The 18,477-nt window shown below is 66.2% G+C and carries 20 protein-coding genes and 1 tRNA gene; 10 read left to right on the forward strand and 11 right to left on the reverse strand.

Going from position 1 to position 18,477, the window contains the following annotated elements:
* The first annotated feature begins 306 nt into the window (after positions 1-306).
* Complete coding sequence (locus tag ACBJ32_RS53520; protein WP_375133443.1) at positions 307-579, forward strand: type II toxin-antitoxin system HicA family toxin; 273 nt, start codon at positions 307-309, stop codon at positions 577-579.
* Positions 580-1,385: 806 nt separating this feature from the next.
* Here ACBJ32_RS53520 and ACBJ32_RS53525 read toward each other — a convergent pair.
* Positions 1,386-2,615 (reverse strand): XRE family transcriptional regulator, encoded by a 1,230-nt coding sequence (locus ACBJ32_RS53525; protein ID WP_375133444.1) that lies wholly within the window; start codon positions 2,613-2,615, stop codon positions 1,386-1,388.
* A 134-nt stretch (positions 2,616-2,749) separates the two neighbouring features.
* On the opposite strand from ACBJ32_RS53525, the gene ACBJ32_RS53530 reads away from it, so the two are divergent.
* Entirely contained in the window at positions 2,750-2,968 is a 219-nt protein-coding gene (locus tag ACBJ32_RS53530) for a hypothetical protein (protein ID WP_375133445.1), read from the forward strand.
* 333 nt (positions 2,969-3,301) lie between these two features.
* Here the strand turns inward: ACBJ32_RS53530 and ACBJ32_RS53535 are convergent, their stop codons facing one another.
* From ACBJ32_RS53535 to ACBJ32_RS53545, 3 genes are all read right to left on the reverse strand, one after another.
* Positions 3,302-3,865, reverse strand: a complete 564-nt coding sequence (locus ACBJ32_RS53535; RefSeq protein ID WP_375133446.1) for a GNAT family N-acetyltransferase — start codon at positions 3,863-3,865, stop codon at positions 3,302-3,304.
* A complete protein-coding gene (locus ACBJ32_RS53540) occupies positions 3,858-4,670 on the reverse strand; it encodes a GntR family transcriptional regulator (RefSeq protein ID WP_375133447.1) in 813 nt (270 codons plus the stop codon). Before ACBJ32_RS53540 ends, ACBJ32_RS53535 begins: the two co-directional genes overlap by 8 nt.
* A gap of 696 nt (positions 4,671-5,366) precedes the next feature.
* A complete protein-coding gene (locus ACBJ32_RS53545; RefSeq protein WP_375133474.1) occupies positions 5,367-5,759 on the reverse strand; it encodes a hypothetical protein in 393 nt (130 codons plus the stop codon).
* Between ACBJ32_RS53545 and ACBJ32_RS53550 the strand changes: the two genes are divergently transcribed.
* The 3 genes from ACBJ32_RS53550 to ACBJ32_RS53560 all read left to right on the forward strand — a co-directional run bounded on the left by ACBJ32_RS53550 (position 5,667) and on the right by ACBJ32_RS53560 (position 6,873).
* Positions 5,667-5,903, forward strand: coding sequence for an endonuclease domain-containing protein (locus ACBJ32_RS53550; protein WP_375133473.1), 237 nt, complete (start codon positions 5,667-5,669; stop codon positions 5,901-5,903). The genes ACBJ32_RS53545 and ACBJ32_RS53550 overlap by 93 nt on opposite strands.
* Before the next feature lie 16 nt (positions 5,904-5,919).
* The gene (locus ACBJ32_RS53555; protein ID WP_375133448.1) at positions 5,920-6,162 is read left to right on the forward strand and encodes a hypothetical protein; all 243 of its coding nucleotides are present in this window, start codon (positions 5,920-5,922) and stop codon (positions 6,160-6,162) included.
* An 81-nt stretch (positions 6,163-6,243) separates the two neighbouring features.
* A complete protein-coding gene (locus ACBJ32_RS53560; protein ID WP_185110958.1) occupies positions 6,244-6,873 on the forward strand; it encodes a class I SAM-dependent methyltransferase in 630 nt (209 codons plus the stop codon).
* 57 nt (positions 6,874-6,930) lie between these two features.
* Here the strand turns inward: ACBJ32_RS53560 and ACBJ32_RS53565 are convergent, their stop codons facing one another.
* Complete coding sequence (locus ACBJ32_RS53565) at positions 6,931-9,396, reverse strand: tyrosine-type recombinase/integrase (RefSeq protein WP_375133449.1); 2,466 nt, start codon at positions 9,394-9,396, stop codon at positions 6,931-6,933.
* Entirely contained in the window at positions 9,393-10,682 is a 1,290-nt protein-coding gene (locus ACBJ32_RS53570; protein WP_375133450.1) for a tyrosine-type recombinase/integrase, read from the reverse strand. The genes ACBJ32_RS53565 and ACBJ32_RS53570 overlap by 4 nt, the downstream gene beginning before the upstream one ends.
* A gap of 66 nt (positions 10,683-10,748) precedes the next feature.
* On the opposite strand from ACBJ32_RS53570, the gene ACBJ32_RS53575 reads away from it, so the two are divergent.
* Complete coding sequence (locus tag ACBJ32_RS53575) at positions 10,749-10,874, forward strand: hypothetical protein (RefSeq protein ID WP_197093450.1); 126 nt, start codon at positions 10,749-10,751, stop codon at positions 10,872-10,874.
* A 78-nt stretch (positions 10,875-10,952) separates the two neighbouring features.
* On the opposite strand, the gene ACBJ32_RS53580 is transcribed toward ACBJ32_RS53575, so the two are convergent.
* A tRNA-Pro gene (locus tag ACBJ32_RS53580) sits at positions 10,953-11,026 on the reverse strand.
* A 66-nt stretch (positions 11,027-11,092) separates the two neighbouring features.
* Positions 11,093-11,956, reverse strand: coding sequence for a metallophosphoesterase (locus ACBJ32_RS53585; protein WP_357875325.1), 864 nt, complete (start codon positions 11,954-11,956; stop codon positions 11,093-11,095).
* Between the two features lie 143 nt (positions 11,957-12,099).
* On the opposite strand from ACBJ32_RS53585, the gene ACBJ32_RS53590 reads away from it, so the two are divergent.
* Positions 12,100-12,555, forward strand: a complete 456-nt coding sequence (locus tag ACBJ32_RS53590) for a GatB/YqeY domain-containing protein (protein ID WP_357875086.1) — start codon at positions 12,100-12,102, stop codon at positions 12,553-12,555.
* Positions 12,556-12,792: 237 nt separating this feature from the next.
* On the opposite strand, the gene ACBJ32_RS53595 is transcribed toward ACBJ32_RS53590, so the two are convergent.
* Positions 12,793-15,057, reverse strand: coding sequence for a transglycosylase domain-containing protein (locus tag ACBJ32_RS53595; RefSeq protein WP_375133451.1), 2,265 nt, complete (start codon positions 15,055-15,057; stop codon positions 12,793-12,795).
* Positions 15,058-15,300: 243 nt separating this feature from the next.
* Here ACBJ32_RS53595 and ACBJ32_RS53600 point away from each other — a divergent pair, with 243 nt between their 5' ends.
* Complete coding sequence (locus ACBJ32_RS53600; protein WP_020542548.1) at positions 15,301-15,597, forward strand: WhiB family transcriptional regulator; 297 nt, start codon at positions 15,301-15,303, stop codon at positions 15,595-15,597.
* A 48-nt stretch (positions 15,598-15,645) separates the two neighbouring features.
* Here ACBJ32_RS53600 and ACBJ32_RS53605 read toward each other — a convergent pair whose 3' ends face one another.
* On the reverse strand, positions 15,646-16,773 hold the full coding sequence (locus tag ACBJ32_RS53605; protein WP_357875092.1) for an ArsA family ATPase: 1,128 nt from the start codon (positions 16,771-16,773) through the stop codon (positions 15,646-15,648).
* On the reverse strand, positions 16,770-17,771 hold the full coding sequence (locus tag ACBJ32_RS53610) for an ArsA-related P-loop ATPase (RefSeq protein WP_357875095.1): 1,002 nt from the start codon (positions 17,769-17,771) through the stop codon (positions 16,770-16,772). The genes ACBJ32_RS53605 and ACBJ32_RS53610 overlap by 4 nt, the downstream gene beginning before the upstream one ends.
* Positions 17,772-17,848: 77 nt before the next feature.
* Here ACBJ32_RS53610 and ACBJ32_RS53615 point away from each other — a divergent pair, with 77 nt between their 5' ends.
* Together ACBJ32_RS53615 and ACBJ32_RS53620 are read left to right on the forward strand one after the other, a co-directional pair.
* On the forward strand, positions 17,849-18,004 hold the full coding sequence (locus ACBJ32_RS53615; RefSeq protein WP_148438127.1) for a DUF4177 domain-containing protein: 156 nt from the start codon (positions 17,849-17,851) through the stop codon (positions 18,002-18,004).
* On the forward strand, positions 18,001-18,462 hold the full coding sequence (locus ACBJ32_RS53620; protein ID WP_357875098.1) for a RidA family protein: 462 nt from the start codon (positions 18,001-18,003) through the stop codon (positions 18,460-18,462). Before ACBJ32_RS53615 ends, ACBJ32_RS53620 begins: the two co-directional genes overlap by 4 nt.
* Positions 18,463-18,477: the final 15 nt, after the last annotated feature.

Here is an 18,477-nt window from a genome sequence, read left to right on the forward strand (position 1 = left end):
CACCAGCCTGCCTTGCCGTAAATTCACCCATTGCACCATTGATCGCCGATAGGCTGGACGTTCCCGCCTTGTCCTCTCGCGAGAGATGATATAGCGTCATAACATGGATGGCACTATCCACATTCCCTACTCCGTTAAACAAGACGCAGACGGTACATGGTGCGCGCACGCCTGCTTGCGTCAGGGCGTAGGCGCACATGGCGACGGCGCAACGCGGGACGAAGCAGTTGCCGATCTTCAGGATGCCCTGCAAGGGCTTCTGGATGAGATTGGCCCCCTGGACGTTCTGGTGATGAGGATGCCCCGATGACCCTACCGCCCAAACTTCCCGCGAAGGTGGTTATTCAGCTCCTGGAGCGCACTGGGTTCGCGACCGTCCGCGTTCACGGCAGGCACCGCATAATGCGCCATCCAGATGGCCGTTGCACAACGGTCCCCTCCGAAGAGGATAGGCCACTCGCGCAAGGAACCCTGGATGCCATCCTTTTCGATGTTGGCATGACTCGGCACCCTCCTTCTCCTCTACTTCTTCGACTGGCCCGAACAATCCGACGCTTGATCAGTCGCTCAGGCGTTTGAGGTGCCATCGTTGAACTCCCTCCTGGGTCTGCATAGCTCCGTGAATGACTGGAGGTTTGGTGGACCGTGGCGGCCCCGGCGGAACTCGCTCATGCTCGCCCCAAGGGCTTGGCCTACGGCGACAACTGGGACGATGGTGGATCCGGCGGTGAAGCCACGATGCCTAGCGCGTCCGGAAGTTGATATTAGGTGTCTTCAACAGGCATTAACCCGTGCGGGAACGGCGGAGATGCGTTATTGTGTGGGACTTATCCGGCCCTGTTTAAGCCACAATAGTCGCACGCCCACATACCGCGATAAGGGGCTGTCCCCTTAGCTGGCAGTTGGTCTACACAAAAGATATCAATCACCGGTCGTACCGTTGTCGCGATGTTCTCGATGGGCGCGGGAGTAGCTTTCGGGGTGGGGAGAACGCGCGGCACAGCGCCGCCCTTCCATCGCGGTGACGTAGAGACAGCTTGGTAGCGTCGAAGGCTACGCCGACCACCCCTGGCACAGGGATTCATGGCACAGGTTGAGCGCAACCAGCCTGCCTCAACCCTAGGTCTGCCATTTCCACCAAAGACCGTCCATTTGTCGAACATCTATACTGTAGTGTTGCGCAGTTGACCACCGGCAAAGTAACTCCACAGGGCCACCAGCGCACATGTGCTGAAACACCAGGGGGCGGTACCCCGTTCCCAATATTCCAGGAGTATCCCGGGGACAGCATAAACATCGCTGTCCCCGACATGTCCCCTGTCGGCTCCGTGGACATCCGCACTTCGAGCGCGGGTAAGGGACAGAGGGGACAGCAGGGACCGTGACTACGACTTTGAGCCTGCCAAGGACTCTTTGATCGTCTCAGAGCCGGGAGCGCCTGCCATGGCTAGGTCGTGGGCGATGCGGTGGAGTTCGGTCTCGGCGTAGGCGTTGAGCGCCGTGGCGTCCGGAGCGATATCCAGAGCCGTGGCGACTGCGGCTTCGGTTTCACCTTGGATAGCCTGGGCGCGGGCGAGGCAGGCTCCGAACCAGGCTCTATCGCGGCGGTAGTGGTCAGGCAGCGTGGACAGGCCGCGTTCTAGGTAATCAGCTGCGCGACGGCCGTCGCCGAGCTCCAGTTCGGCCATGCCGCGTTGCATGAGGAACCAGCCCTCGTCGTAGAAGTACATCCAGGGCGGCTCGTCCTCGGGATGCTCAGCGGCGCTTCGGATGAGGTCTTCGGCTTCGGCGAGTCGGGTGCGCACCAGATTGGCCTCGCCCAGCTGGGCATGACCCCGACCAGCCATCTGGGCGGCCATGCCCTGCACGCCATGAGTGGTGCGGCCGTCGTGCCAGCGGGAGGCTTCGGCCAGGCGGACACAGCGGGGAGCGTCGCCGAGGCTCCAGGCTTGGTGGGCGCGCATGTTGAGGGTGGTGGAGGCCAGGCAGGCGTCTCCGGCTTCGAGGGCCCAGGCGTGGGAGCGGTCGTACCAGGCCAGGGCTGCGGCGTGCTGGCGGGAGTCCTGGCACATCCAGGCGATGAACTGGGCGTACTGGGCCAGCACTGCAACGGCTCGGTCGGCGAGCGGGCCTCTAGCGCCTTGGGCGAGGTCGGCCACGGTGGACAGCTGGGCGTGGATCAGCGGGAGGAGGGGGCGGCTGCCGATGGTGTCTTCGACGCGGCGGTGTTCGGCCAGGCAGTGTTCCAGCCATTGCATGGTCGCCAGATCGACGCGGGAGGGGCGCTCGATGGCGCGGGTGATGCGCTCGTACAGGTCGGCGTCCGGGGCCAGCGTGGGCAGGGCGAGGGTGGGGACCGGCTTGATGACGGTGCCGAACAGCTGGTCTTCGGTTAGGCCGAACGCCTTGCAGTAGAGCCGGGTGTAGAAGGCGTCCGGGCGGTGCTCGCCGGTCTCGTGGCCCCGGATACGGCGGATGAGGTTCGGCACCTCGGTCAGCGGCTCGTCGGAGACCCTGATCAGTTCGCGGGCCAGGTCGCGTTGGGACCAGCCCTTGGCGGTGCGCGCGGCAAGCAGGCGGGTCGCCCAGACGGGAACCTCTGGGATGTCGGTCATCCAGTGCACCTCCGGGAACGGGCGGACACAGGGGCGGACATCAGGGGTCGCCTCTCAGTGTCCTCTACAGGCGTGGTACGGCGCATGGCTGTGTTGTAGTCGTGCACTTTGACACCGAGGGTTTCTACTCGTGGATGGCTTCTGACGACGACGGCCAGGGCTCGTGCGGCATCACCGGCGAGCTTGAGCGGGCTTCTGCGCGCCTGCGGCAGGCGCTGGAGTCGTTAGCTCCCGGCGCCTCGGGCGCGGTGCAGTTCGTGCGTCTGGACCGCTACGCATCGAACCCCTCCTACATCTACGGCGTGACCCTGCTGCGGCTGCGCAGGGAGAAGGCCATCGCCGCCGCCGAGTGAGGCCGGCGGATTCGTACGTCAGATCAGTCATCGCGTTGGGTGGCGCTCGCATGCGCCGCCCTCGCTGTGTGAACCGGAAGCAAGTCGCCATGTACGTCTGGGAACCGCACGTCCGAACCAGCGCCCGTCGCGTCCGCGTGATGGAGACATCGTGCTGTGGTGAGTACGAGTGGTGTTGCGAGGGCGGGAGGTTCTTCGTCCTGCGCCACATCAAGGGCGTCGGGTACGAGGAGATCGCCCGAGGCCGCTATCCCCACGCTCGCCAGGTGTGGATCGCCCTGGTGGATGCTCACTGCCACTAGAAACAAGCGTCATGAAGTCGGTCCCTTCATGTCACAGGGCGTCGCGTACGCCCTCTTCGACGATGTTCGGCACGGAGACGGGCGTGGCTCGCCGTTGAAAGCAGGTTCCTGAGTCGCGCCCGTCCACCACGACCGTGCGCACGTGCTCGAACCCGTGCTCCAGGTAGTAGCGCTGAAGCCCCTGGTTGGTACGCCACACATCCAGGCGCAGCCACGGGAACCCCTGCCGCGCGGCCTGATCAACCGACCAGTCCACGATGTCACCGCCCAGGCCCCGGCCCGCCTGGTCACGAGCAACCAGCAGCTTGTACAGGTACAGGGCAGGCCCGTCAGTGTTCGGATCCCAGAAGTCCAGGTCCGGCCGGGTGTTGAGCGTCACCGTGGCGACCACCTCGCCGCCGGCCTCGAACACCCACGTCTCACGGCTGGCGATGTTGCGGCGGATCTTCTCCCGGCCGATCTCATCCCACTTCGCCGTCCACTGCTGGATGCCACGCTCGGCCAACCAGCGTTCGGACTCGGCACGCAGCTCGACGACGCGCGCGGTATCGCTCTCGACAGCCAGGCGGGCCGCCAGGACGGGACGGTCAGTCATCTCTGCACTCCCCCTGGTAGATGTACTTCGACCCGTTGCCCGGCCTGATCTGATGCAGGACCAGCACGGGCTTGCCTGACGTGGTCAGCGTCGTACGGACGACTTCGAGCACCGCCGTGACCCCCGCCAGTTGCAGCCGATCCGTCTCCTGCCGGGAGGCGATCCGCGGGGTCAGTTCGTCGATGTGGTCACGCATCGGACACCCGAGTTCGGCCAGGACTTGAGCCGTGTTGACGCTGTCCGGCTCCATGATCCCGGTGTCCTTGACGAGGTTGTACGCGTAGTAGGAGTCCGCCAGCGACTCCGGCTCGTTGGCCGGCTGATCCGGCCCCGGCCCGATGTAGCGGACGCGGCTACGCACCACGACGCGCTCACCCTCCGGGATGCCCAGACGCTCCGCGATCGGTGTTCCAGCCACCATGTGGCTGCCTGGCAGGATGCTCACGCTGATGGTCTGCCGGTGAGAGAAGCCAGCCGCCTCGACGTCCGCCGTCCACCCGTCGGTCTTGACGGTCTCCAGGCGCTTCGGGTCCTGCCACTTCGTCATGTGCCAGGTCATGCACAGCGACTCGCGGACGTAGAAGCCCTTCTTCGGCACGGCCACCACCAGGCCCTCACCGATCAGCGCCTGGTAGGCGTGCCGCACACTCAGCGACGACACCTGCTCCTGCTCCATGAGTTCCGATGTGCTCGGAAGCCTGTCCCCCTCGGCGTACTCGCCGCTCAGGATGGCCTGTCGTAGGTCCTCGGCGATCCGTGCCGACACGTCCCCGCGGAGCGTGTCCCGCCGCCTCTGGCTGGGCATGTTGAGCCCCTCTCATTCGCCTTGTTCAAACAAGTATGCCAGCAGTCGTTGACGGCACTTCTGGTGGGCCATAGCAGTACCTCCGTTACGGAGGCTGTCTACCGGAAGCAGATTCGACCGGTCCTCCAAGGAGGTGCGGTGATGATGGATCAGATCTTCAAGAATTCGGACCCTTAGCGCATATGGGTAACTCTCGTGGGCGGCGACCCCATTTTGGGTCACCGCTCTGGAAATATCTGGCACTATGTCTGGATGACTGAAAAGAAGTCGCAGACGTGTGCAGGATGCGGCGAGGATACCGACAAGCAGATGTATAACGGAAAGAAGGGTAAGTACTGCCAGGCGTGTTATAGGTACGAGCGAAGACATGGTACGACGGAGAGGCGTGGCGTCAAGCCTGCCTTATCTGAGGAAGTTGTAGCCCAGTGTTCGGAGCGCAATCCAGATACGGGATGTCTGATCTGGAAGGGTGCGACGGATAGTGACGGTTACCCTCGGTACTTCGACGGAGCCCGTCATGCGCACGGTGCCAAGGCGCTCGTGTATGTCCGACGCTGGCTGGTCGATCGGGACGAAGCGTTCTGGCCCAAGGGGCAGATCGTGGAGAGTGTCTGTGGCGAGAGGCTGTGTGTCGAGCTGAGCCACCTCTCCATTGCCAAGGTGTCCAACGGTCGTTGGACACAGGCGGGCGTCAACTCACGCAAGACGCATTGCCAAAACGGACACGAACTCACTGAGGACAACATCTACTGGGCCGATGGCGGGAGAAGGCAGTGTAAACAGTGCCGATGGGAATCCGCCATGCGGAGTCAGGGGAAGAATCCGGATGAGCTTGGGCGTGGTATCTGGAACGGAAACAAGACGCATTGCCCATGGGGGCATGCCTACGAAGAGCATGGCGGCACTAATCGAGACGGGTCTCGTTATTGCCGCCCCTGCCGAACCGCCACGCAACGCAAGCTGATGTACGGCCTGGACCGAGGCGAGTACGACGCCATGCTGGAGCGCCAGGCCAATCGCTGCCTCACATGCTTCCGAGAATTCGAGCATGACGGTACGCGCACCACTGCCCATGTTGACCACGATCACGAGACAGGGCGGGTACGAGGGATCTTCTCCGAACTACCAGTGCGATCTTCCTCGTTGAGGTCGAGATGCACCGGGGTCGTCCGTCTGCCGGGTTCTGAGAGAGGGGCGGTCAGAGGGTGCTGGACCGCCCGGCGATCTGGTTGAAGGTGGGCAGGCCCAGGTGGATCACAGAAGGCTTGAGTGCGGCATCGAGCTGAGTCAGCTTCTCCTCGGCGCCCGCCAGGCTGATCTCCAAGCCCTCGACCTCGCCGAGCCAGCCTTCACGCTGAGCTTCGGCGATCCGATCAAACAGGTTGTCGCGGATCTCGATCAGGCGGTCACGCTGGGACGGTTCAGGCCGGAGGAGCGAACATCGGACGCAAGCTTCTCTGAACCAACGAGAGTGTGCCCTGTGATCAGGTGACGGGACGATCAGTCCTGAAGGGGAGGTCCGGTGTGGGGCCGGAGAACGGGTGCGAATGGCGCGGGTGTTAGTTTCCTTCCCGTGTTAAAACACCAGGACGAGACCAGGGCGGCCTACGACGGGGTCGTCGAGCTGTACGCGTCGATGTTTGCTAATCGGTTGGAGACGCAGCCGTTCGCGCGGAACATGATCGGCACCTTCGCCGAGCTCGTGCGTGGCACGGGGAACCTGCGTGCAGCCGACGTCGGGTGCGGACCCGGGCATCTGACAGCCATGCTGCACGACTTGGGGCTGGACTCCTTCGGGCTCGACCTCTCCCCGGCTATGGTCGCCCACGCCCGGCGGGCCCATCCGACGCTGCGGTTCGACGAAGCGCGAATGGAGGCCCTGCCGATCGAGGACGGCGCGCTCGGCGGAGTGCTGGCCCACTACTCGATGATCCATACCCCACCTGGAGAATTGCCCGCGCTGCTCGCCGAACAGGTGCGTGTCCTGACGCCAGGGGGCCTGCTCCTGGTGTCCTTCTTCGGGACCGAGGGACCGGAGCCGGTCCGCTTCGACCACAAGGTGGCGCCCGCCTATAGCTGGCCGGCGGAGCAGTTTGCCGAGTTGCTGACCGGGGCCGGACTCGTCACGGTTGCTCGGTTGCTCCACGACCCAGCGTCCGAGCGGGGCTTCCTCGACACCCATTTGCTGGCCCGCCGCCCGTAGAGCGTGGCCCGTGGCCTGGGTCGGGGTGGTGTAGATCATCCGCGTGGATGAGCTCGGCTAACTTGAAGGTCCTCTTGCCGTACTGATTCGTGTCGCGATCTGGCTGAAGCGGGGCATGCCGAGATCAACCACTTGGCGTTGACGGACTTGCTCTGCATCGAGCTGGGCGAGCTTCTCCTCTGCGCTGGCGAGGCTGACTTGGAGTCCTTCGATCTCACCGAGCCATCCCTCCTGTTCAGCTTCGGTGATTCGGGCGATCAAGTTGTCGCGGATCTCGGCAAGCCGTGCCCGTTGGGCCGGGTCAGGTCGGAGGAGCGAGCATCTGACACAAGCGTGCTCGTGGATGCACGACGTTCCGAAGGCCCGAGCGCAGGTTCCCAGAGAGAGCTTGCGCTTCTCGAAGTGGGCGAGGAAGGCGTCCCACTCCTCGTTCGTCGGGGTCCGGTATTCCTCGCTGGGACGAAGCGATCGTCGACGGGCGATGAATGCGCGGTGCGCTTCGATGGCGTCTGCCGGGTAGATGGCGTTGTAGCCCATCGTGGTGTTGATGTCGGAGTGACCGGCCAGGACCTGTGCGATATGGGGCGGCAGGCCGCTGCGGATTGCGTCGGTGATGAAGATTCTTCGGAAGTCGTGAGGAGCGAAGTCGAGGGGCTCGCCCGCGGAGTCGGTGAGCCCGGTTCGTTTCAGGACCTCGTTAAGACCATCGCGGATCATTTGGCGGGACACCGGCGTGCGCTGGCCTCCGTATGTCCACTGGAACAGCAGCGGCATCGGCGGGTTCCAGATCTTCTCCGCAACGTCGTAGATGGGCAGCATCGGGATCGCGCCTGTTCGAGGGTCACGGACGCGGGCGATGACCGTGCTCAGGACGTCGGCCAGCTCTGGGCTGACAAGGAGAAGCCGTTCCTCGTCTGTTTTCGAGGGAGCGACCTGAAGCAGAGGCACTATGTCACCGCTGGTGGGCAGCTTGTATTGGATCAAGGCGTGATGGCTGGCCTCCAGCATCTCCTCGATCCGGACACCGGTGTGCTGCAGGAATTCGATCGTGGCCCAGGCCCAGAATGCCCGCTCCTCGAGCAGTCCCAGATGAATGCGTCGGCCGGACTCGTCGTAGGCCCGGAACGGAGTCGACGAGTCCTTCTTCTGGCGCGTGTAGGTCCTGCCTCTGAACATGAACTGGCCGCCGAGTGGGGCGACTCGGAGGGCGTCCATCCCCTCCTGGGCCTCCGTCCAATTCGCCCTGGCGGCACGGACAACGGTGGACAGCGCGGGCAGTCGTTCGCGGGTGCGCTGGTCCATCTTCGCCTTGCGGCGCTTCTCGTGCTTGGAGGTACTGGCATCGGCGGCGCTGACCGGGCAAGGAGCAACCCACGGGCCCCAGCGTTCTGGTTCCTCGACGGCCCAGTGGGCCAGGTCGAGGTAGAGGGCTCGCACTCCGAGCATGAGGCTGCCGTAGTTGGCGCGCTCCGATATTGCCTCGTGGACTGTGCCATCGGGCAGCCGGCGGCGCGTGACTTTCGTCCGGCTGGCCTGCTTCCATGCGCTGACGACCTCGGACGGCAGCCGGAGTGTGTCGATGCCGGGCTGAATGCGCTCAATCTGCAGCCAGAAGTTCCTCACGAGCGTCCGTGACGCGTCCTCCAAGGACGTGTAGTCCATGGTGGGCTGGCGTTCCTTGAGGTACTCGACCAGCAGGTCCCGGATCGGCTTGGACTGCGGCTGGTAGCGGTCGACGAGCTGCTCGACCGAGACTTGGCCGGACGTTCGGTGCAGGAGCCTCAGTGACACGGGTGCGTCGGGCGGCAGGTGACCCAGGCTCTTCACCCAGGAGTAGAACAGGCTTTGTCCGCCCGACGTGGCCCGTTGAGCTCGATGCTCCTCCATGTACTCAATGGCGTCTCCGACATTGATGTCGGCCAAGCCACCTCCCTTGGCGATGACTAGCTTGACCAGCACGTTCTTGGCGAGAATGCCGAGATGGGAGGACCATGCCTCTGGGCCCACCAACTCCTGAAGGCGGGCGAAGCCATCAGGGTCACGGTGCCGGGTGATGATGGCACGCAGATTGGTCGAGGTCCGGGTGAGCTGCCAGCGGAGCGATGGCCGGAGCACGTCGGCGCAGACCAGGGCGAACAGGCCGGTGTTGAGGATGCCGTTCGCATTCGCCGCGTTGTAGCCGACCCAGGTCGCGTTGAGCTCGTTCCACTGTGCCCCGGTGCCACTCGCCGCGGGAGATGCGTTCCAGCGTTGCTGCCAGGTGTCGCCCGGCTGCTTCAGGAGCCAGTGCAGAATGAGTGTTGCGCCCCGGCGCCGGTAGAAGTGGGTGCTCTCGCTCGCGGCCCGTAGCGGAGGTCGGTTCAGCCGGGCGACGACCTCGTCATAGGAATGGCTGGTGGCAGTCCAGTCGTCCTCGTAAGGCCGCGGCGGGAAACGTTTCTTGGCGGCCCGGAGGGCCTCGCCGGCGAGCGGCTGAGCGTCTCGGATGGCGGTCGAAGCGACCAAGGTCTCAGTGCTCGTCACCACGAGTTCCCGAAGAGAGTCTTCATCGAGTCGGAGTTGTAGCCAGGAGCCGGCGGCGCCGGTGGCCGGTCGCGCTGCTCGGCCCGGCGTGCATGATGGGCGCGGACGCGTTCGATTACCTCGTCCTGACTGGCCGGAAGGTAGAGCTGTGTGGTCGTCAGATGTGCGTGACCGAGGACCCATTGGACGTCGGTCAGAGGCATGTTGGGGTCGCGGGCGAGTCGGTAGGACGCGGTGTGGCGTAGATCGTGGAGCGTCCAGTTCGCTCCAAGAAGATCGTTGGTCCGGTTGAACATCGCCCGCGCCGCGTCGTAGTTCAGCGGACGCCACGGCCGCCTCAGCGTCCACCACAACGGCAGGTTCTTGCCGTGCGGGACGCCGTCTCGCCGGGCCTCCTCCTGGTAGAGCCGTAGCCAGACGAAGGCGTCGGTTGAGCAGGGAAGCTGCTGGTAGGCCCGGGTTCCCTTCCGAATCACGCCGACCAACTGCTGACCGGGAAGGGCATCACGCTGCCGACTGGTAAGGAGCTCTTCGGCGCGGGCAGCGTTGGAAACCCAGAAAGCCAGCAAAGCGCGGTCCCTGTTGTGGCGGAGGGCGGCGAAGAGTGCATTGAACATCTCGTCGGGGATGCGCCGGGGTGCACGCTTCGGGATGACCGGCCGGTAGCGGCCTGCCCGTTCTGACTTAAAGGGCTGGTCAGGCTTGTGGTGGGCGTTCGCGCGGCTGCTGCGACGGGAACGGTCAAGCGGAAACGGGTTGATGATTGGCCCGGTGCCCTCGTCCAGGTGGAAGTCGTAGAACGTGCGCAGCACGGTTTCGCAGTGTGCCCGAGTCCTCGCGGCGTACTGCGGGCCGGGCGAGGCCTTGCCCGTGATGGCGTTCGGCGTACCGGGGATCTTCTTCCTCGTCATCCGCGGCTTCGGCGCCGTCTTCTCGGAGTAGCCGGCGTTCCGGTGTCTCCAGTGCAGGCGCTGCGGCTTGTTCGCGATCTGCATCCACCGGGTGAAGTCTCGTGCATCCGCACGAGTAGCCCGGTTCCACTCGATGTCGAGCGCCCACAGGAACCGCCACCAACGCAGCAGGTCCATGCCGTATGACCGGACCGTGGAGGCGGATTTGCCCTCTGCCTGCAGCTCGGCGAAGAAGGCCCGGACGGGGCCGACGACAATGCCACCCTGGTCGACTATCTGGTACGGCGCCCACTGATCGCCGGTCTTTTGTAGCCGGCCCAACTCGGGCAGGACGAACGTCGCCAAGTCCCGCTCGGGGACATCACCTTGAAGCATCCCGAGAAGCTAGCGGAGAAACGCGTTGACCTGCAAGAACACATGAGTTAGTTCGGTCAACGGGCCTTGTGCCAGCAGTGCAACAGGGCGCTGGGGCTCTTGTACGAGAACGTGGAGACCATGCAGCGCATGATCGATTACGTTCTGAAGCACCAGTCTGAGACGCAAGCTACGGACGCCGTAGAAGCGTAGTCACGCACTTAGTCACTCAGAAGACAAGAGAGGCCGCTTCCGATCTTCGGAAGCGGCCTTCTACCTGCGGCGATACTGTCGGGGTGGCGGGATTTGAACCCACGACCTCTTCGTCCCGAACGAAGCGCGCTGCCAAGCTGCGCTACACCCCGGCGCACACACCCGTCGTGTGCGTGCTTGGAAAGTCTAGCGGACTTCCAAGGTGCTTGTGACCGCCTTTATCTCCGCGGCACCAGCGTCAGCAGAGTCGCCTCCGGGAAGCAGGCGAAGCGGACCGGTGCGTACGGGGAGGTGCCGAGCCCGGCGGAGACGTGCAGCCAGGCCGAGTCGTGGCGGCTGAGGCCCTTGACGCGGGCGCGGTCGATGCCGCAGTTGGTGACCAGGGCGCCGTAGAACGGGACGCAGAGCTGGCCGCCGTGGGTGTGGCCGGCCAGCAGGAGCTGGTAGCCGTCGGCGGCGAAGCGGGTCATGTTGCGGGGCTCGGGCGAGTGCATGACGCCCAGGCGGAGGTCGGCGTCCGCCGGGGCCGGGCCGGCCACCAGGTCGTAGCGGTCGCGGGAGATGTGGGAGTCGTGGATGCCCGCCACGGCCACGTCGAGGTCGCCGACCTTGATGCGGGCCGTGGTGTTGTTCATGTCGAGCCAGCCCTCGGACGCCATGCCGGCCCCCAGCTCCTCCCACGGCAGGGAGGGCACGTGCTGGCGGTGGTCGTTCCTGGAGGTGCGCCACAGGTAGCGGGCCGGGTTCTTCGGCACGGGGGCGTAGAGGTCGTTGGAGCCGTAGACGAACAGGCCGGGGCGCGACAGCAGGGGCTCCAGGGCGTGCAGGAGCGAGGGGACGGCCTCGGGGTGGGCGATCGAGTCGCCGGTGTTGACCACGAGGTCGGGCTCCAGGGCGCCGAGGGAGCGGACCCAGTTGATCAGCATCGTCCGGCGTGGCGTCAGGTGCAGGTCCGACAGGTGGAGGACGCGCACGGGACGCTGGCCGCGCTCGAGCACGGGCACGTCGAAGCGGCGCAGGCGGAACCAGTTGCGCTCCACCACGGAGGCGTAACCCAGCCCGGCCAGGCCGAGACCGAGCATGGACAGGGGTATCGCGACGGCTTTCCTCACCTCTTCATGATGCCCGAGATCCGGCGCGACATCGGCCGGACCGGGCCGAGACGGGGACGGGAGACAGGCGGGACGGCGACGGGAGGGTCCGCGCAGGCGGCAAGATGGACCGCATGAGCGCATTGAAGGACAAGCTGAAGGCCGACTTGACGGCCTCGCTGAAGAGCAAGGACGAGGTACGTCTCAGGACGGTCCGCATGGCACTGGCCGCGATCAACGTCGAGGAGGTCGCGGGCAAGCAGGCCAGGGAGCTGTCCGACGACGAGGTCATCAAGGTTCTCACCAAGGAGGCCAAGAAGCGGCGCGAGGCGGCCGAGGCGTTCGCCAACGCGGGGCGCAAGGAGCAGTCCGAGGCGGAGCTGGCCGAGCAGGCGGTGCTGGAGGAGTACCTGCCCGCGCAGCTCTCCGACGAGGAACTGGCGGAGCTGGTGGAGGCCGCCGTCGCCGAGACCGGCGCCGCCGGGCCGCAGGCCATGGGGCAGGTCATGAAGGCGGTCAACCCGAAGGTCGCGGGGCGGGCCGAGGGCGGCCGGGTGGCCGCCGCCGTCAAGGCCCGTCTGGCCAAGTAGGCCTTCGAGCGCTTTCTCTGCCCCCCCTGAGCCTCCGCGTGCTTCTCCCGCGCCCTGAGAGACCCTGAGAGACCGGGAGACCCTGAGAGACCGGGAGACCCTGAGAGACCGGGAGACCCTGAGAGACCGGGAGACCCTGAGAAACTCTCAAGAGCCCTCAGGGGCCCTCAGAAGCCGTCAGGAGCCCCGGGAGACGAGGCCTCCTTCCACGGATGTGGGCGGAGGCCTCAGCGCCTCTCAGCGGCCCGGTGTGATGATGGGCCCGGCGTCGCCGCCGCCTCGGCCGCCGCGACCGCCGCCCGGCCCGTCACCGCCGCGCCCGTCCGGCGGCCCGTCGTCGTTGCCCGGGCCGAAGATGTCGAACGGGTCGTCCGGCCCTTCCTCGCCCTTCTTGTCCTTCTTCGGCTTGGGCGCGCAGTTGTCGGTGCAGCCGCCGAACCGCGAGTTGTCGACCGGGTGGAAGTCGACCGGCTCGACCCCCTTGAGCGCCTGGATCATGGAGTCCTTCCAGATCCGCCCCGAGATCGACGCGCCGTACACGTACGGGTAGTAGCGCCCGCCGATGGTGATCCCGATCAGCTTGTGCGCCGAGGTGCCGCGCGGGTCGCCCAGGCTGACGGCGGAGGACATGTTCGGCGTGTAACCGGCGAACCAGGCCGACATGTAGTTGTCGGTCGTGCCCGTCTTGCCGGCCGCGTCGCGCCCGATGCCGCCGACCTCCGTCATCGTGCCCTTGGTGAACACCCCGGACAGGATGCCGCTGACCGCGTCGGCGACCTCCTCCTCCAGCACCTGGGAGCACTTCGGCTTGTACTGCTTGGCCTTGCCGAAGCGGTCCTTGATCTCGGTGATGGCCAGCGGCTTGCAGTACTGGCCGCGCGAGGCGAAGACGGCGTAGGAGCTGGCGATCGTGACGGGGTCGACCTCGTTGACCCCCAGCGTGAACGTCTCGACCTCCGACAGCTTCTGCCCGTCGGCCCGCTTGACGCCGAGCTTCTTGGCCATCTTGACCGTGTCGCAGAGCCCGACCTTCTCCTGCAGCTTGATGAAGAACGTGTTCACCGAGCCCCAGGTGCCGCTCTCCAGGGTCTTGAAGCCGCCGCCGCCCTCGCTGGAGTTGCGCACGGTGTGGCTGGGGTCGCCGACGTTCTGGTTCTTGCAGTTCTTGAACGAGCTGTAGCCGCTGGCCCGGTAGCCCGCGGGGGAGGGGAAGCCGTCGTCGTACTTGAGGCCCTCCTCCAGCGCGGCGGCCAGCGTGTAGACCTTGGCGGTCGAGCCCTGCTGGAACCCGCGGCCGCCGCCGTGCGCGGCGTCGGCCACGATGTTGTAGCTCATCTCGTTCTTCTTCTTGCTGCCGCCGAACTTGCGCGAGGCGGCCATCGCCTTGATCTCGCCGGTGCCGGGCACCACCATGGCCTGCGAGGCCACGGGCTTGTCCTTGGTGCTGACGTACTTCTTGATCGCCTTCTCGGCGGCTTCCTGCATCTTCGGGTCGAGCGTGGTCTTGATCCGGAGGCCGCCGCGCTGGAGCAGCTTCCTGCGCTCGTCCTGGTTCTTGCCGAAGTCCTCGTTGTTGAGGATCTCGTACTGGACGTAGAGGCAGAAGTACGGATATTTGCTGGCCTCGCAGCCGCCGGGCACCTTGACGTCCTTGAAGCCCAGCTTCTTCTCCTTGGCGGCCGCGGCCTCCTCGGCGGTGATCTTCTTCAGCTCGGCCATCCGGTCGAGCACGATGTTGCGCCGCTCCAGCAGCCGCTGGCGGGACTCGGGGCCGACGTTGGGGTCGGTCCTGGCGGGGTTCTGCACGGCGCCGGCGAGCGTGGCGGCCTCGACGAGGTTGAGCTCGGAGGCAGGCTTGTCGAAGAAGCGCTTGGCCGCCGCCTGGACGCCGTGGGCGCCCGCGCCGAAGTAGGCGATGTTGAGATATTTCTCGAGAATCTCGTTCTTCGAGTACTTCTTCTCGATCGCCATGGCGTAGCGCAGCTCGGACAGCTTGCGCGAGACCGTCGGCGCGATGGCGGCCGCCTGCTCCTCCGGCGTCTCGGCCTTGTTGACCAGCACCTGCTTGACGTACTGCTGGGTGATCGACGAACCGCCCTGCATCACGCCGCCGCTGCTGACATTCTTCAGCAGCGCTCTGACCGTTCCCTCCACATCGATCGGCCCGTGCTGGTAGAAACGGAAGTCCTCGATCGCGATCAGCGCCGTCTGCATGATCGGGGCGACCTTGTCGAGGGTCACGGACTGCCGGTTCTCGAAGTAGAACTGGGCGATCTTCTTGCCGTCGGCATCGGTGATCTCGGTGCGTTCGGACAGAGGAGGTTCGTCGAGCTCTTCGGGCTTGAGGTTGAGTGCTTCCACCGCGCTCCTGGTGGACATGCCCGCCCCGCCGACCGCCGGCAAGGCCACGGCGGCCGCGAGCACCCCCGCGGCCGCGCCTGCGATGACGAGCCGCAGGACGTTGAGCACGGGGTTGGAGCGATCTTTGCGCTGGGCTTGCACGCTACCAAGAGTACGCGGAAAGACTGACCGAATCGGTAGCACGACACCATTTCGCCTTGACTGGCGGGGGTGACTAGTCATTCCCGGTCAAGACGGCCGCGAGAAATTGGTCCTCTGGGGTCTGTCGGCCCGAACGGGTAGTTGCGTACGTTCTCCTCTGCGGCAACTGAATACGGAGGCTCGGCGCCCGCGCCCGTCGGCCCCAAATGACGACTGACCACCTAAGGGGAGTGGGGTCGAAAAATGTGGATCACGGATTGGACCTCCCGTGCCGCCTGTAAGGGTGCGGATCCGGATGCCCTGTTCGTGCAGGGCGCCGCGCAGAACAGGGCCAAGCTCATCTGCCGTGGCTGCCCGGTCCGTACTGAATGCCTCGCCGATGCGCTGGACAACCGCATCGAGTTCGGGGTGTGGGGCGGTATGACTGAACGGGAACGACGTGCGCTGCTTCGACGGCGGCCCGACGTGGACTCGTGGCGAGAGCTGCTCGAGTCGGCCAAGGAAGAGTACGAACGAACCAACGAGCTGATCGCGGGCTGATCCCAGCCCGGCGACCGCGTACGGCCGGCGCCGCCGCCGGCCGTACTTCTATGCGGTGGCCAGCAGGTTCCCGATCTCCCGCAACCCGGTGAGATCGTGGACGTCCTCGGACATGGCGCGGACCTGCACCACGGGCACCGTGGGGTGGGCCGAGACGAAATGCTCCTGCTCGCGGCTCTCGCGAGCGGCGAGCTGCATCCGCCCGGCGTGCAGCCGCAGCACGGCGGCGGTGAGCTCGTGCTCGCCCCTCGACTCCAAGTCCTCCGCGGCGGCGGCGCTGCGGGCGGCGGAGAGCCCCGAGGCGGGCACCTCGTGCACGCGATTGACGACGAGGCCGGCCAGGGGCATGCGCTCCTCGGCCAGGCGCTCGACGAAGTAGGACGCCTCGCGCATCGCGTCGCGCTCCGGCGCGGCCACCACCAGGAAGGCCGTGCCCGGCGCCTGCAGCAGCCGGTACGTCATCTCGGCCCGCTGCCTGAACCCGCCGAACACCGCGTCGAGCGCCGACACGAACGTCTGCAGATCCTTGATCACCTGGGCGCCCAGCAGCTTGGTCATCGCCCCTGCCATCAGCCCGAACCCGGCGTTGAGCAGCCGGAACGCGCTGCGACCTCCCGCCTTGGCGGGGGCCGTCAGCAGCTTGATGAACCGGCCGTCGAGGAAGCGCCCGAGCCGCTCCGGCGCGTCGAGGAAGTCGAGCGCCGAGCGCGAGGGCGGCGTGTCCACGATGATCAGGTCCCACTCGTCGGAGCGGCGGAGCTGGCCCAGCTTCTCCATGGCCATGTACTCCTGCGTGCCGGAGAAGCTGGACGACAGGGACTGGTAGAAGGGGTTCGACAGGATCTGGCGGGCCCGTACGGGATCGGCGTGCGCCTCGATGATCTCGTCGAACGTGCGCTTCATGTCGAGCATCATCGCGTAGAGCTGGCCACCGCCCTCGGGCGAGCTGATCAGGCGCGGGGTGTTGTCCAGCTCGGTCAGGCCCATCGACTGGGCCAGCCGCCTGGCGGGGTCGACGGTCAGCACGACCGCGCACCTGCCGCGCTCGGCGGCCCGCAGGCCGAGCGCCGCCGCGGTCGTGGTCTTGCCCACGCCGCCGGCGCCGCAGCAGACGATGATCCTGGTGCCCTTGTCGTCGAGGATGGCGTCGATGTCGAGCCGGGCGGGCTTCTTCACGCTGCTCCCTGGGTGCGCATGCTCTCTGCCAGCTCGTACAGGCCGGCCAGGTCCACGCCGTCGGCCAGCAGCGGCAGCTCGTACCTCGTCAGCCCGGCCCCGGCCAGCGTCTCCCGCTCGGCGCGCTCCAGCTCGGTGCGGTGGGCGTGCTCCACGACCTCCTCGGCGAGCGCCCCGGCCAGCGCCGTGGCCTGCGAGCCGTCGGTCACGCCCGCCGCCTTGAGGCCCAGCGCCAGCTCCTCGGCGTCGAAGCGGCCCTTGACAGCCGTGTCAAGAGCGGCCTGTGGCAGCAGGGACTGGCGCACCATGTTGATGAACACGCCACCGGCGGGCAGGCCGGCCGCGCGCAATTCGGAAATGCCGTCGAGCGTCTCCTGCACCGGCATCTCCTCCAGCAGCGTGACGAAGTGCACAGCCGTCTCGGGGGACTTCACGACGCCGCTGACGAGCTCGGAGTGGTTCTTGATGGGGCCGACCCTGGCCAGGCCGGCCACCTCCTTGGTGACGTTCAGGAAGCGCGTGATGCGGCCGGTGGGCGGCGCGTCGAGCACGACGGCGTCGTAGATGCGGCGGCCGTTCTTCCCGCGCCGGCGCACGGCCTCGGTGGTCTTGCCGGTGACGAGCACGTCGCGGAAGCCGGGAGCCACGGTGGTGGCGAAGTCGACGATGCCCATCTTGGTCAGCGCCCTGCCCGCCCTGCGCATCCCGTAGAACATCTCCATGTACTCGAGCATGGCCTCCTCGGGATCGATGGCCAGCGCGTACACGTCGCCGCCGGACGGCGCGACCGCGATCCTGCGCTCCTCGTACGGCAGCGGCGGCAGGTCGAAGATCTGCGCGATGCCCTGCCTGCCCTCCACCTCCACCAGCAGCACCTTGCGGCCGCCCGAGGCCAGGGCGAGAGCGAGAGCGGCGGCGACGGTCGTCTTGCCGGTGCCGCCCTTGCCGGTGACGACATGCAGCCGTACGTCGGCCCAATCCGTGTCCGGAGAGTCCACGCCTCCACGCTACCGAACGGTCACTTGTCGTCTGCCTGCGACCATCCTTTGAGATTGCTCACACTACGCTGATCCCCATGAAGAAATGGGAGTACCTCACGGCACCCGTGCTGATCCACAACACGAAGATGATCCTCGACAACTTCGGCGCCGACGGCTGGGAGCTGGTCCAGATCGTCCAGGGCGCCACGCCCGAGCAGCTCGTCGCCTACTTCAAGCGGGAGAAGCAGTGACGACGCCCGAGCAGCGAGTCGAGGAGCTGGGGTTCACCCTGCCGCCGCCCGTCACGCCGGTGGGCTCGTACGTGCCCACCGCCCGCACCGGCGACCTGGTCTACACCTCGGGCCAGGTGCCGATGCTCGAGGGCAAGCTGCACCAGACCGGCAAGCTCGGCGTCGACCTGGGCGTCGACGAGGGCAAGGCGCAGGCCCGCATCTGCGTGCTCAACGCGCTGGCCGCGCTGAAGGCGGAGCTGGGCGAGCTGTCCAGGGTGCGGCGGATCGTCAAGGTCGTGGTCTTCGTCGCCAGCGCTCCCGACTTCACCGAGCAGCCGCAGGTGGCCAACGGCGCCAGCGACCTGCTCGCCGAGGTGTTCGGGGACCAGGGCAGGCACGCGCGCAGCGCCGTGGGCGTGACCGCCCTGCCGCTGGACGCGCCCGTCGAGGTGGAGCTGATCGCCGAAGTCGGCTGAAGCGGGCATATGTCA

Source organism: Nonomuraea sp. GTA35, assembly GCF_041950525.1.
GTDB lineage: Bacteria > Actinomycetota > Actinomycetes > Streptosporangiales > Streptosporangiaceae > Nonomuraea.